This is a genomic window from Streptomyces sp. PTL18, assembly GCF_059510295.1.
Window position 1 is genome coordinate 383,536 of the sequence record NZ_JCAJZO010000005.1, and the last position, 13,399, is coordinate 396,934.

Annotated in this window: 9 protein-coding genes and 2 pseudogenes; 1 reads left to right on the forward strand and 10 read right to left on the reverse strand. The window is 71.8% G+C overall.

Annotated elements, in window-relative coordinates; genetic code table 11:
- Positions 1–117: 117 nt before the first annotated feature.
- The 9 genes and pseudogenes from AC5WS8_RS12925 to AC5WS8_RS12965 all read right to left on the reverse strand — a co-directional run bounded on the left by AC5WS8_RS12925 (position 118) and on the right by AC5WS8_RS12965 (position 11,383).
- Positions 118–1,011 carry an esterase/lipase family protein gene (locus AC5WS8_RS12925; protein ID WP_496103475.1) on the reverse strand — a complete coding sequence of 298 codons (894 nt, stop codon included), beginning with the start codon at positions 1,009–1,011 and terminating at the stop codon, positions 118–120.
- Between the two features lie 192 nt (positions 1,012–1,203).
- Positions 1,204–1,462, reverse strand: a pseudogene (locus tag AC5WS8_RS12930) (MarR family winged helix-turn-helix transcriptional regulator); the annotation flags it as partial.
- 22 nt (positions 1,463–1,484) lie between these two features.
- Entirely contained in the window at positions 1,485–2,459 is a 975-nt protein-coding gene (locus tag AC5WS8_RS12935; RefSeq protein WP_496103476.1) for a DNA polymerase Y family protein, read from the reverse strand.
- Positions 2,456–5,890 carry a DNA polymerase III subunit alpha gene (locus tag AC5WS8_RS12940; protein ID WP_496103477.1) on the reverse strand — a complete coding sequence of 1,145 codons (3,435 nt, stop codon included), beginning with the start codon at positions 5,888–5,890 and terminating at the stop codon, positions 2,456–2,458. Before AC5WS8_RS12940 ends, AC5WS8_RS12935 begins: the two co-directional genes overlap by 4 nt.
- 630 nt (positions 5,891–6,520) lie before the next feature.
- Positions 6,521–7,426 (reverse strand): S1 family peptidase, encoded by a 906-nt coding sequence (locus AC5WS8_RS12945; RefSeq protein ID WP_496103478.1) that lies wholly within the window; start codon positions 7,424–7,426, stop codon positions 6,521–6,523.
- Positions 7,427–7,654: 228 nt separating this feature from the next.
- The gene (locus AC5WS8_RS12950; protein ID WP_496103479.1) at positions 7,655–8,437 is read right to left on the reverse strand and encodes a DUF1684 domain-containing protein; all 783 of its coding nucleotides are present in this window, start codon (positions 8,435–8,437) and stop codon (positions 7,655–7,657) included.
- Positions 8,438–8,589: 152 nt separating this feature from the next.
- Positions 8,590–8,840 (reverse strand): annotated as a pseudogene (locus AC5WS8_RS12955) (LLM class flavin-dependent oxidoreductase); the annotation flags it as partial.
- A 112-nt stretch (positions 8,841–8,952) separates the two neighbouring features.
- On the reverse strand, positions 8,953–10,098 hold the full coding sequence (locus AC5WS8_RS12960) for a nitrate- and nitrite sensing domain-containing protein (RefSeq protein WP_496103480.1): 1,146 nt from the start codon (positions 10,096–10,098) through the stop codon (positions 8,953–8,955).
- 130 nt (positions 10,099–10,228) lie between these two features.
- The gene (locus tag AC5WS8_RS12965) at positions 10,229–11,383 is read right to left on the reverse strand and encodes a DUF5685 family protein (RefSeq protein WP_496103481.1); all 1,155 of its coding nucleotides are present in this window, start codon (positions 11,381–11,383) and stop codon (positions 10,229–10,231) included.
- Between the two features lie 292 nt (positions 11,384–11,675).
- On the opposite strand from AC5WS8_RS12965, the gene AC5WS8_RS12970 reads away from it, so the two are divergent.
- Positions 11,676–12,113, forward strand: a complete 438-nt coding sequence (locus AC5WS8_RS12970; RefSeq protein ID WP_496103482.1) for a cell division protein SepF — start codon at positions 11,676–11,678, stop codon at positions 12,111–12,113.
- Positions 12,114–12,156: 43 nt separating this feature from the next.
- Here AC5WS8_RS12970 and AC5WS8_RS12975 read toward each other — a convergent pair whose 3' ends face one another.
- Complete coding sequence (locus tag AC5WS8_RS12975; RefSeq protein ID WP_496103483.1) at positions 12,157–13,347, reverse strand: acyl-CoA dehydrogenase family protein; 1,191 nt, start codon at positions 13,345–13,347, stop codon at positions 12,157–12,159.
- Between the last annotated feature and the right edge of the window lie 52 nt (positions 13,348–13,399).

Below are 13,399 nucleotides of genomic sequence, written 5' to 3' on the forward strand. Positions count from 1 at the left end.
GCGGCCCCGAACAGGCGATTTCACGGCTCCCTGGGGCTAGCTTGCTGTTCGCCCCTCACTCCGGGACCTGTCCGGCGGCTCAGGCCGGACAGGCCCCGGCGGGCTTCTTCGGAACGTTCAGCTGAACACCGACGCGCAGGTGGTCGCGGTGGCGTGGGCCGGGTCGAGGGCGTTGGCCGCCTCGTGGAAGGCGATCCGGTCCGCCAGCCCGATCGCCACGTGCTCGGAGAGGTCCACCCCGCACAGGTCCTGCAGCACCACGTTGTGGACGTCGGGCCCGCTCAGGAACTGGGAGCGGTACGGCGTGACCACCTCGTCGTACTTGGTGGCGATGACCGTGTAGTGGACGCCGGCCACGGTGTCGCCTCCCGCGTTGAGCTTCGTGAGGAAGGCGGACCCGGCGACCTGGTCGGCGAGCCCGGGCGTGGCCGCGGACAGAAGATCCTGCGCGCCGGGGAAGTACGGCAGCAGGTTGGTGAGGCCGTCCAGGGTCGTGCCGTGGTTGTCGGGCGCGATGCCGACGAGGGCGTTCACCTTGGCGCCGCCACCGAGGAACTTGAGGTAGTAGCGGGGCATCATGCCGCCCTGGGAGTGACCGACGATGTCGACCTTGGCGACGCCGGTCGCGGCGAGCACCTTGTCGACGAAGGCGGACAGCTGCTCCGCCGACTTGTCGATGGGGCCGAGGCCGTAGAAGAGCGGGACGCCCGGCAGTTGACCGTAGTCGAAGGAGAAGACGCAGTAGCCGCGGGTCTCCAGGTAGGGCGCGAAGGCCAGCCAGTTGTCGACGGAGTTCGCGAAGGTCCCGTGGACGAGGACGACCGGGCGGGGATGGGCGGCGGACGGCTTGCAGGAGTAGTCGTTCCAACCTCCCGCAAGCTCTCGGCTTCGCTCGAGCAGGGGGGACCCCCATCTCGGCGCGGCTTCGGCGGTGGCGGCGGGGACGACGGCGACCGCGGTGGCCAGCAGCAGTGCGGCAAGGGGTCTGAGCAGGCGTTTCCAGGGCAGCATCGGGTGATCTCCTTGCGGCTCGGGGAAGGAGCGATGACCTTGCGCCCTGTGATCCGGATCACGGGATGCTGTTCACTCGTCAAGTTACGGACGAGTAGGTGACAAGTGAAGTTACGCGTCAGTAAAAACTTCCAGTGTCGGCTGAACGGGGTCGCGATTCCTGATAGCGCCCTGAACACATGAGACGAAGCATCACCAGACGGGCTTGATCGGCCCATAGGGGGAGATACGCAGCAACTGGCGCTGGAGGGAACCCGGGTGCAGGCCCACCCCCGCTCGGTCAACACGATCAGCCGCGCCCGCGCGTCCCCGGGGTGAGGCCGTCGCTCCGCATACCCCTTCCGCACGATCTCCTCGACCAACTGGCTGGCGGCCTGCTTGGTCACCCCGAGAGGGCGGCCAGTTCGGTGACGGTCGCCCCGTCCGGGGCGAGTCGCGCGAAGGCGAACCCGCCCCCGTGGGCGAGCTGACGCCTAGGCGGCCAGCGCCCCCCGTATCACCGCCCGCGGCCCGAACTTCGCGCGTGCCCGGTCCGCGACCTCCTCGATGCGGCGGACCTTCTCGTCCACCGGGTCGAACATGAGCTGGTGAGCCGCGTGTTCGGCGGAGGTCAGGTCCTCGGCGCGCAGGGCGACCGCACGGACACGGGCGCGCTGCAGGCCGAGCGCCTCGTACATGCGGTACGCCTCGGCGGCGAGCGCCGCCGAGTGGGCGGTCGGCTCGGTGAGCGTGCGGGTACGGGTCGTCGCGGAGCGGTCGGCGTAGCGCACGGTGAGGGTGAGCCTGCCGCAGACCCGCTCCACGGCGCGCAGCCGGGCGCCCAGTTCCTCGGTGGCGGACAGCAGGGCACGGCGGTGCCGGTCCGCGTCCAACTCGTCGCGCTGGAAGGTGCGTTCGGTGGCCAGCGAACGCGTGACGGCGTTGGGTACGACCCGGCCGCGGTCGATGCCGTGCGCCTTCTCGTGCAGGTCGCGGCCGATCCGGGCGCCGACGAGCCGCTGCACCGTCGACAGGGGTGCGGCGGCCAGCCCGCCGATGGTGTCGAGGCCGTACTCGGCGAGGGTGCGGGCGGTCGTGCCGCCGACCCCGGGCAGCGCGCGGACCTGGCGGTCGGCCAGGAACTCCGTGACGGCGTCCGGGTCGCCGGGCACCGCCCGGGTCTCGCCGGGCGCCGCCTCCGCGAGGGCCATGCGGGCCAGCATCGGCCCGGGTCCGGCCCCGATCGCGCAGTCCACCCCGTGGTGCGCGAGGGCCCGTACGCGGATCAGCCTGGCCAGTTCGACCGCGTCCCGCCCGAAGTACCGCTCCGCTCCCCCGAGGTCGGCGAGCGCGGTGTCGGGCGGCAGCGCCTCGACGACGGGTGTGAACTCCTCGAGGAGCCCGAGCAGCCCGGGCAGGGCCGCCTCGTACAGCTCGGGCAGCTGGAAACGTACGCAGAGGATGGTCATCCCGCACTCCCCGGACTCTGGTGCCACAGTTTCCTTCCGCCCGCCGGGCCCTCGCCCGCGGGACGCATGTCGGCCCAGGGGTTCATCTCGTACCCCGTGGGCATCCGGATGCGCCGACCCTTCGCCGCGTCGCCGTCGCCGCCGTCCTGCGGGTGCGCTGCGGGCTCCGCCAACCGCGCCGCCACCTCGTCGAGGCCGCCCTCCGCCCGCAGTTCCATCAGCTCGGCGAGGTTCCAGGCGGCCGAGCCCACCACGCTGAGGCTGCGCGGTCCGCGCCGCTGCACCACCCCGCGCACCAGCAGCAGCCAGGAGTGGAAGACGGTGTGGGCGCAGGTGTCGTGGGAGTCGTCGAAGAAGGCGAGGTCGACCAGGCCCGTGCCGTCGTCGAGCGTGGTGAAGATGACCCGCTTGCCGGAGCGGATCGGCGGGGTCTGGGTGGCCGCCTTGGCGCCCGCGACCAGCACCGTCTCACCGTGCCGTGCGTCGCGCAGCCGGCGCGCCGAGATCACGCCCAGTTCGTCGAGGAACGTGCGGTAGTCGTCCATCAGGTTGCGCGAGGCGTCCATGGACAGCACGCCCAGCTCGGCGCTGAGCTTCTCCTGGGGGGTCAGGTCGGGCAGCCCGGCCGGCGCGGTCCTGCGCCCACCGGCCAGGGGGAGCTGGGCGCCACCCGCGCCCCGGGAGCCCCGGTGCAGTTCGGTCAAGTGCAGTTGCAGGTCACGGCGGTTGGCGCCGAACGCGTCCAACGCGCCGACCTGGGCGAGCCGCTGGGCGAGGGGGCGGCTCGGCCGGGCCCGCTCCCAGAAGTCGAGCAGGGAGGCGTACGGCTGCCCGGTCTCGATCCGTTCGGCCTCGGCCTCGCTGATGCCGTGCACGTCGGAGAGGGCGAGGCGCAGGCCCCAACGTCCGGCGGAATCAAGCGATTCAGACACCAGTTCGATACGGTGTGCGACGCCCGACTTGTTCACGTCCAGCGCCAGGATCGGCACGCCCCGGCGCCGCGCGTCCGCCAGCAGCAGCCGCTTCGGGTACATCCCGGGGTCGTGCGTGAGCAGGCCGGCGTAGAAGGCGGCCGGGTGATGGGTCTTCAGCCACGCCGACTGGTACGTGGGGACGGCGAAGGCGACCGCGTGCGCCTTGCAGAAGCCGTAGGAGCCGAACGCCTCGACGATCTCCCAGGTCTGCTGAATCGTTTCCGCGTCGTACCCCCTCGCCGCCGCCTGCTGTGCGAACCACACCCGGATCCGCCCCTGCGCCCGAGGGTCGGACAGCCCGCGCCGCACCTGGTCCGCCTCATCCCGCCCGCAGCCGGTCATGATGTCGACGATGTGGATGATCTGCTCGTGGAAGACGACGACGCCGTACGTCTCCTTCAGCGGCTCCTCCAGATCCGGGTGCGGACAGCGGACCGGAGCCCGTCCGTGCCGGGCCTCGATGAACGGCCGCACCATGTCGGCCGCGACCGGGCCGGGCCGGAAGAGGGAGATGTCGACGACCAGGTCGTGGAACGTGGCCGGCTGGAGCCGTCCGACCAGGTCCCGCTGGCCCGGCGACTCGATCTGGAAACAGCCCAGCGTCTCCGTGGAACGGATGAGCCGGTACGTCGCCGGGTCGCCCGGTGCGAGGGAGTCCAGGTCGATCCGCTTCCCCGTCACCCGCTTCACCTCCGCGACGGCGTGCGCCATCGCGGACTGCATCCGCACCCCGAGCACGTCGAGCTTGAGCAGCCCCAGTTCCTCGACGTCGTCCTTGTCGAACTGCGACATGGGGAAGCCCTCGCCGCTGGTCGGCACGACCGGCGTACGGGACAGGAGGGAGGCGTCGGAGAGCAGGACCCCGCACGGATGCATGGCGACCCCGCGCGGAAGGGCGTCCAGGGCCTCGACCAGCTCCCAGAGCAGGCCGTACCGCTCCTTCTCTCCCGCCAGTCGCCTCAGCTCGGGCAGCTCCTCCAGCGCGGCGCGGGCGTCGCGGGCGCGGATGTGCGGGAAGGACTTGGCGATGCGGTCGATCTCGGCGGGGTCCATGGACAGGGCGGCGCCCACGTCACGGATGGCGTGACGGACCCGGTACGTCTCCGGCATCGCGACCGTGGCGACCCGCTCGGTGCCGAACCGGCCGATGATCGCCCGGTAGACCTCCAGGCGTCGCGCGGACTCCACGTCGATGTCGATGTCGGGCAGGGCGGTGCGGCGCTTGGACAGGAAGCGCTCCATCAGCAGCCCGTGCTCGACGGGGTCGGCGTGCGCGATGCCGAGCAGGTGGTTGACCAGGGAGCCCGCGCCGGAGCCGCGCGCCGCGACCCGGATGCCCATCGTCCGTACGTCGTCCACGACCTGGGCGACGGTGAGGAAGTAGGAGGCGAAGCCGTGGTGGGCGATGATGTCCAGTTCCTCGTGCATCCGCTCCCAGTAGTCCCGGCGGCCGGCGTAGCCGCGCAGCACCATGCCCGCCGCCACCCGGGAGGCGAGCGTGCGCTGGGCGGTGCGGCGGCCGGCGCCGACGAGGTGCGGTTCGGGGAAGTGGACGGTGCCCGTGCCGAGGTCGTCCTCGGGGTCGACCAGGCACTCGGCGGCGGTGGCCTGCGTCTGCTCCAGCAGACGGTGGGCGGTGTCCCGGCGGAAGCCGGCCGCCTCCACCACCCGCTCGGCGATCTCGAACATGGCGCCCGCGTCCTTGAGCCGGGCCTCGCCGGAGTCCAGCTCCTTGGTGGGGTCGATGGGGACCAGGCGGCGGGCGGCGTCCAGGACGTCGGCGACCGGGCCGAGCCCCGGGTCGGCGTACCGGACGGCGTTGCTGAGCACGGGCCGGACGCACTGCTCGGCGGCGAAGGCGACGGTGCGGGCGGCCAGGCGCAGCGAGCCGGGTCCGGTGCCGGTGCGGCCGTGCCAGACGGCCTCCAGTCGCAGGGCGTCGCCGTAGACCTCCCGCCAGGGTGCGAGCAGCTTCGCCGCGCGGTCGGGGCGCCCGGCGGCGAGGGCACGACCCACGTCGGAATCCGGGCCGAGCAGGACGGTCAGGCCGTCGGCGTGGTTGTCGGCCCAGGACAGCAGGGGGTTGCCCTCGTGCGCGTGGGCGGCGGAGACCAGGCGGCACAGGGCGGCCCAGCCGCGGGCGCCGTCCCGGGCGAGGAAGACCGCGCGGGGTGTCGACTCGTCGACGAAGGCACCACCGCGCACGGGGGTGCGGCGCCTCTCCCGCCGCGCGGGCTCGTACTCCGCCACCGCCAGCTCCGCCCCGAACAACGGCCGGACACCGGCGGCCGCGCATGCCCTGGCGAACCGGACCGCGCCCGCCAGGGTGTCCCGATCGGTGAGGGCGAGGGCGTCCATCCCCAGCTCACCGGCACGCTCGGCCAGCCGCTCCGGGTGCGAGGCGCCGTACCGCAGGGAGAACCCGGAGGCGGTGTGCAGATGCGTGAAACCCGGCACACGCACCTCCCGTACCCATGAGCCACCCAAGCAGCTCTCGAACGTCTGTTCCCATCCCCCTCGCCCCCACCATAGACCAATTTTCGAACTCCCGTACGATCATCCTCCCCGGCGGTTCATATGCACAAACAGGGATGAACCACCACACATGAGAGTTCCTTCTCCCGGCGCGCGGGCGCAGGACGCCGTCGGCAGCGGGGGCGGGAACCTCCCGCGCCCCCGATCCCCGTCCCACAGGTCGGCCCAGGGTCCCCGCGCAGCCGTCATGGTCCGGTCCTGTCCGGAATCCATCCCTCCAGGGTCCGGACTCAAGCCAGAAGAAGCGTGCGGCCGAGGCGGCGCCACCGGCCGCTGCGCCCGCTCCGGGACCTTGAGCAGCTCGACCGGGAAGGGCGGGCCCCGGCGTCGAGTTCTTCTCGGCCGCCACCGCCGGCGGCTCCTCGACCATGCCGGCACCCGGGGTCCGAAGTGGGCGCATCAGGTGCGTGCCTGGTGCCGCTTCGACGGCAGGCCGGTGACGTGACAAGGACGAGCCCCCGCACGCGGGTCGCGTACGGGGGCTCGCCTGCCGCCGGATGCAGGTCGGCCGTGCGGATGGGCCGGCTCGAAGGGCCTTGGTGTCCTTCGGTGTCAGTAGACGTGGACGCCGTAGGCGCTCAGGGCCTCGGTGACCGGCTGGAAGAAGGTCGTTCCGCCGGAGGTGCAGTCACCGCTGCCGCCGGAGGTCAGGCCGTAGGCGATGCCGCTGTTGGAGTACAGCGGGCCGCCGGAGTCGCCGGGCTCGGCGCAGACCGTGGTCTGGATGAGGCCGTGGACGATGTCCCCGTTGCCGTAGTTCACCGTCGCGTTGAGCGCGGTGACGCGGCCGCTGTGGATGCCGGTGGTGGAGCCGCGGCGGTAGACGGTGGTGCCGACGGACGGGGTGGCCGCGCTGGTGATGTCGACGCTGCCCACCGTGCCCGACTTGGTCACCGAGCTGTTGGTGTAGCGCACGATGCCGTAGTCGTTGCCGGGGAAGCTGGAGCCGGCCGTGGTGCCGAGCGTGGTGGAGTGCGAGGAGTTCGACCACCAGGTGCCCGCGCCGTCGGTGCAGTGACCGGCGGTCAGGAAGTAGTAGTTCCCGCTGTTGTCCTGGACGTTGAAGCCGAGCGAGCAGCGCCAGCTACTCGCATAGATGGCGTTGCCGCCGGAGATCAGCTTGTTGAACCTGCCCGGGGTGTGCTCGATCGTGAGGGCGCCGGCGTTGCCGCCGGCCTCCTGCTTGAGCTTGGCGATCTCGGCGTTCGAGACCGTGCTGTCGACGGTGACGACGACGCGGTTCGTCTTCGGGTCGACGACCCAGGCGGTGCCCGGGACATCGGCCTTGAGCACCGAGTCGCTCGCCTTGGCCAGCCGGTTCGCGCTGAAGGTCTGTGCGGAGCTCGCGTTCGCGCTGGGGACCGTGAACGCGGCGGCGGCCAGGAGCCCGGTGGCCACGGCGATCAGCCGGGTCCGTCTCGCGAGGCCGCTCGTGGGGTTGGTGCGCTTGATCCTCACTTGTCGTTCCCCTCCAAGGGAAGTCGGGGGCCCACGTGGGGGATGGGGCCCGTGAGTCGCAGCCGGGGGCCGTGCCATCCGGATTCCGGACACGCCGTGCCCCTGACAAGCGCTGTGGGGGAGTATTCGGCCGCCTGGCCGAAGGGCGCAAGGGCGCCTTTCGGCCGTGCGGTCTTTAACCTCTCTATGGCTCATAGGGGTTGACAGCGGCCCTGTGGCGCTTTGTGTCTACAGCAGGGCGCGCTCCCCCGCCTCGATCGCGACGCCCAGCGTGTTGCCCGGGGGCGGGAAGGGGCAGATGAAGTGGTGCGCGAAGGCGCAGGGCGGCAGCAGCGCGCGGTTGAAGTCCACGGTCGTGCGTCCCTCGGCGTCGGGCGCGGGCGGCCGCAGGAACCGGAAGCGGAAACTGGTGTCCCCGCTGGTGGCATCGGCGAACACGGCCCACAGCGAGCCGTCGCCCTCGACCGACACCTGGAGCGTCAGGTCCTGTCCGTCGAGGGTGAAGGCGAGCACTCCGCCGAGGCCGAGCCCGCGATGACGTCCGTCGGCGTTCTCGACGCGTACGGTGCGGCTCTCCCCGTACGGGGTGAAGTGCCCCTCGACGGACCAGCGCGGATCGTACGGTGTGGCATCGATGCCCCGGAAGGTCCGGCGTGCCGGGGCGGCCGGGTCGTAGTCACGCACGCCCCGCGCGCCCTCGCGGGCGAGGACGACCAGGCGGCGCTCGCCGGCCGCGACGCGCGCCGCGCTCACCGGCCCCGCACCGGGGTCCAGGCGGACCTCACCGGTGAAGGGCCGCCCGTCGACCGTCAGTCCGTCGGCCTCACCGGCCGTCAGCACCACCGCGTCACCGTCATCCGTCCACCGTCCGGGAATCTCCGGAATATGACCATCCGGATAATCGTCGAGCCAGTAGGTACCGGTCAACGCGAGCGGCCCGTACGGCTCCGACACCTGTGCGGTGCGGTGCTCGTGCCACTGTTTCCACTCGTCGGATGCGTCCGTCGTCATGTGGTCAACCCTTCCACACGGGATCCGTGTGCCCGGGGTGCGAGCGCAGCGTGGTGGGATGCGGGTACGAGGAAGAACCCATCGGCGGCGCCCGATCGGAGGAACCCGTTCCGCGGACGGCGTCGGACAGAGCGCGGCGTCATGACGTGGCGTCATGGCGTGGCGTCATGGCGTTCCCCGGTCACGACGTACCGGTGGGCGGGCCGGGGCAGGTCCGGGTGCTCCCTGCAGTGCTGCCCGGATGGAAGGTGCGGAACAGGCCGCGGTGCTGGCGCAGCGCGACCGTGCCGTTGACGAGCCGCTTCAGGTCACGGCGCGGCTCGGCGGGCGTGAGGGCGAAGCCGTCGACGACACCGGCCGCGTGCCGGTGGGCGACCGGTTCGGCGTCGAGGGGCCGGGAACGAGCGGCACCGATGCCCGGTCGCGGCCAGGACCGGGATCAGCGGCCAGGACCGGGATCAACCGCCCGCGGTACGCGGTCGCTCAGCAGCCCGGGCTGAGGTTCGACTCGGCGATCAGCAGGTCGCGGCTCTCGCCTCCGGAACCGGAGAACTGAACGGTTCGCCCCCGCCCCCGCCCCCGAGCGACGCCGGGCGCGGGAATGCCTGCCCGGCGGCCAGAGGTGCTGGGCGCAGGAGTGCCTGCCCGGCGGCGAGGCCGAGGGTGACGTGCTGCACCGAGCGCAGGCAGTCGAGGGCGAGGTGGCTGAGCGCGGCCACGGTGCCGAACGCGAACAGCACGAGCAGCAGCAGATCGCGCTGGGCGGCGTGCTCCAGCGTGGCGGCGCGTTCCTCCACGTCCCTGCCGAGCGAGATCTGCACCGCGCGCAGTCCGTCGTCGGTGGAGGTCATGGAATCCCACCAGGCCATCGGAGGAATGCCGCCGTTGCGGAGGCGGCCGTCCGCGTGCACGGCGACGTTCTCGTAGGTGAGGGCGCGTTCGGCCTCGGGTGTGCCGAGCGCGGCCTTGAGGCGCCGGCGCTGGGCGGCGGTGGCATAGCGCGGGAAGCTCTCCAGGGCGGCGAGCCTGGCGGCGCGGAGCTGCAGGAAGCGGCTGTAGTCGTCGCCGTGGAACCGTCCGGCGCGCAGCGAACCCAGGACGAGGACGCGCTCCTCGCCGGTGGACTCCTTGGCGTCACCGAGGATGTGGAGCGTCTGGCAGACGGCGCGCACCTGGACGTCGTACACGTCGCCGAGGCCGAGCTCGAGCCGGTCGAGGGCGGCGATACCGGCGCTGAAGGAGGCGAAGGTCGCCTGGACGGCGCCGGTGCCGTCGTCGGCCTGCCGGCGGATCACCGTGAGCTCGTCGAGCCGTCGCAGGGACGCGCGCACGGAGTCGGCGGCGGCATCGTCGCGGCCCCGCAGCACCCGGTCCAGCCCGGCGCGGGCGGCATCGGTGGCTCTGCGCTGCGCAAGCAGCTTCGGGCCGAACTGCCCTACGCCGCCGACGTATCCGGCGGTCAGCCCGCGCTCCTTCTGCAGCTCGTGGACGAGCCCCTGGAGGGCGATCTCCAGATGGGCGTGGTCGGCGGCGACGGCCGCGTCGCGGTGCTCGGAGATCTGCTGGGCGGCGGCCGCGCCGAGCAGGGAGAGCAGGACGGCCAGGGCGAGGACGAGGAACCTCAGCATTCTGGCGCGGGTGGTGGGGGGTGTGACGTCCACTGATGAAGTGCCTTAAGTGCCTTATATGGAGGACGAATGGTCGGAGGGGCAGAAAATCGTTCTGCCCCTCGCCAACGATTTCCATGGCGCACCGGTCACCAGATCATGCTTCTTGTTCACGTGACGGACATCAGCAGTCGCAGCCGCAGTCACATCCGTCGCCGCAGGAACAGCAGTTGCCGCAGCACTCACAGCAGTCGCCGCAATCGTCGCAGTCGCAGTCGCAGTCGTTGCACCATCCCTCTCGCCTCTTCCGTGACCACGGCCCCTCGAACTCGTCGGCGCAGCACACCCGGCAGCTGCAGCACAGCCCCACGGCGACCGCGCAGCCGGCGAGGAGGCCGCGCTTGCCGGGCTTCGAGAGGTCCTCCGTGGTGTACGGGCCGTTCTGCCGCGGTGGGCCGAAGGCGCCTTGAGGGTCGTGCCCGCAGGACTCCGTGCCGAAGGCCCGGTCCACCGAGCGCCGCAGCTCGTGGACGAGCAGGACGTGGGCGAGCCGCCCGTCGCCGAACTCGACCTCCCGCAGCGCGAGCCGTATCCCGTGCAGCGCGTCGTCAGCGAGGCGACGGGCCTCCTGAAGTGGGGTACCCGTGGCCGTCAGCGGGTTCCAGGCGCCCGACGCGGCGTCCGCCCCGCGGTCCTCCACGGCGTCCAGCAGGTGCGCAAGCCGCCCGAAGAACCGGCCGGCCTCGGCGAGCGGTGCGGTGTTGCCGGGTCGCCCGGCGAGGACCGCGGTGTGCGCGAAGGCTGCGGCGGTGGCGGTCTCGGTCGGTTCGGTGACGGCCAGGAGGGGAGTGCCGGGCCCGGCGAGCGCCTCGATGCCCACCTGCCGGTCCACGGCGTCCACCAGCACGGCGGTGTCGAACCCGATGTCGGAGCCGGTACGGGCCCCGGCCCTGCCCCAGTTCGCGGCCACCCGGCGCGCGGCGAACGCCACCGGCGCGCGCGCCAACAGCCCGTCCCCGTCGGCCACGTGGTCGCGCACCTTGGCGGCGGCGAGCACCAGCGACACGGCGGCCGCGAGCCGCGCCCCCTCGCCCCGCGCGACGGACGCGGTGCGCATGCCGCGCAGCGGACAGGGACCGGCGGTGCGCCGCCCGGCGGTCCGCGCGGCCTGAGCCTCCGTCAGAACGGAGACCAGCAGGCCGTCGTAGTTGGTGACGAGGCGCGCGAGCTGCCCGTGGTCCCGGCGCAGCGCGAGACACAGCCCGCACAGGTGCGCCGTCCACTGGGCCCGCAGGCCCTCGCTCATCCGGTGACGACAGGGCCGGACCATTCCGAACACGACACTCCCCCGTGGGTCGCAAAACGTTGAGCCGCGGCAGCCTGTCCGCCACCTCGTTCACCCGTACGCACCCGCCGTCACCCGGACGCCGCGACAAATCGTATTTCACTCATAGTCAGCAGGCGTCTGAGGCCGAACTCTTGGGGCATACGGCCTCTCGACGGATCCGCTGTGCACCAGTACCGTCACGAAACCCCCGCGCGGCGTCTATCCCCTTGGCGCCACATCCGCATCATGGACGACCATGGGGTTGCGGAAGGCATGAAAAGGACCGCTGTGAGAGGAGGCGTCCATGGGATCGGTGCGCAAGGCGAGTGCCTGGCTCGGCCTCGTCGACGACAACGATGACGAGCGTTACTACGACGACGACTACGCCGAGGACCAGGAGACCGGCGACGCCTGGGTGACCGACCCGCGCGTCAGGGTCGCCTCCGACACGGCGGAGGAGAAGGGCCGCCGGATCGGCACGGTCACCCCGGACAGCTTCCGGGACGCCCGGGTCATCGGCGAGCTGTTCCGGGACGGGGTCCCGGTCATCATGAACCTCACGAACATGGAGCCGGGCGACGCCAAGCGCGTGGTGGACTTCGCGGCCGGTCTGATCTTCGGCCTGCGCGGCTCGATCGACCGTGTCTCCAGCCGGGTCTTCCTGCTGACCCCGGCGAACACGGAGATCGTCAGCGGCGACGCCGCGAGCCGTACCACGGACGGCTTCTTCAACCAGAGCTGAGGCAGGGCCGCCCCACCGGCCCTGCCCGCTCCCGGGCCCCGGGTCACCGGAAGGCGTCGAGCCCGGTGAGCGCCTTGCCCAGCACGAGCTGGTGCATCTCCACGGTGCCCTCGTAGGTGAGCACCGATTCCAGGTTGGTGGCGTGCCGCATCACGGGGTACTCGAGCGAGATCCCGTTGGCGCCGAGGATCGTGCGCGCGGTGCGGCAGATCTCGATCGCCTCGCGTACGTTGTTGAGCTTGCCGAAGCTGACCTGTTCGGGACGGAGCCGTCCCGCGTCCATGCGCCGCCCCAGGTGGTGGGCGAGCAGAATCCCCTTGTGCAGTTCGACCGCCATGTCGGCGAGCTTGGCCTGGGTGAGCTGGAACCCCCCGATCGGCCTGCCGAACTGTTCCCTGCTCTTCGCGTACTCCACGGCGGCCTCGAAGCACGACCTGGCGGCCCCCATGGCACCCCACACGATCCCGTAGCGGGCGTGGGAGAGACAGTTGAGCGGGCCCTTGAGCCCTTGGACACCGGGAAGTACGGCGTCGGCGGGCAGCCGTACGTCGTCCAGGACCAGCTCGCTGGTGACAGAGGCGCGCAAGGACCACTTGTGCTTGATCTCGGGGGCGGAGAAGCCCGGGCTGCCGGTGGGGACGACGAACCCCCGGATGCCGTCGTCGGTCCTGGCCCACACCACGGCCACCCCGGCGACGGAGCCGTTGGTGATCCACATCTTGCGGCCGCTGAGGACCCAGTCGGTGCCGTCGCGCTTGGCGTACGTCCGCATCGAGGCCGGATCGGAGCCGTGGTCGGGTTCGGTGAGCCCGAAGCAGCCGATGACCTCGCCGGCGGCCATGCGGGGCAGCCACTGCTGCTTCTGCTCCTCGCTGCCGTAGCGGTGGACGGCGTACATGGCGAGGGAGCCCTGCACGGAGACCAGGGACCGGATGCCGGAGTCCGCGGCCTCCAGCTCCAGGCAGGCGAGCCCGTACTGCACGGCACTGGCTCCGGCGCAGCCGTAGCCGCTGAGCGACATGCCGAGGGCGCCGATGCCGCCGAGCTCACGGGCGAGCTCGTGGATGTCGGGCAGCTCGCCCTTCTCGTACCACTCACCGACGTACGGCAGCACACGGTCCGCCGCCCAGCTCCGTACGGTGTCGCGGATGGCACGGTCCTCGGCGTCCAGCAGGTCGTCGATCCCGAGCGGGTCGGCCGGGTCGAAGGACGGCGACGTCGATGACGCGTTCATGGGGGCAGCCTCCGTGAACTGAAAACTAGCAGCGCTAGTCGGACGGGACGGG

What these genes read in the sequence shown, in the direction of transcription:
- AC5WS8_RS12935 (WP_496103476.1), bottom strand. Translation starts at nt 2,459, where the DNA reads ATGACCATCCTCTGCGTACGTTTCCAGCTGCCCGAGCTGTACGAGGCG.
- AC5WS8_RS12925 (WP_496103475.1), bottom strand. Translation starts at nt 1,011, where the DNA reads ATGCTGCCCTGGAAACGCCTGCTCAGACCCCTTGCCGCACTGCTGCTG.
- AC5WS8_RS12975 (WP_496103483.1), bottom strand. Translation starts at nt 13,347, where the DNA reads ATGAACGCGTCATCGACGTCGCCGTCCTTCGACCCGGCCGACCCGCTC.
- AC5WS8_RS12970 (WP_496103482.1), top strand. Translation starts at nt 11,676, where the DNA reads ATGGGATCGGTGCGCAAGGCGAGTGCCTGGCTCGGCCTCGTCGACGAC.
- AC5WS8_RS12950 (WP_496103479.1), bottom strand. Translation starts at nt 8,437, where the DNA reads ATGACGACGGACGCATCCGACGAGTGGAAACAGTGGCACGAGCACCGC.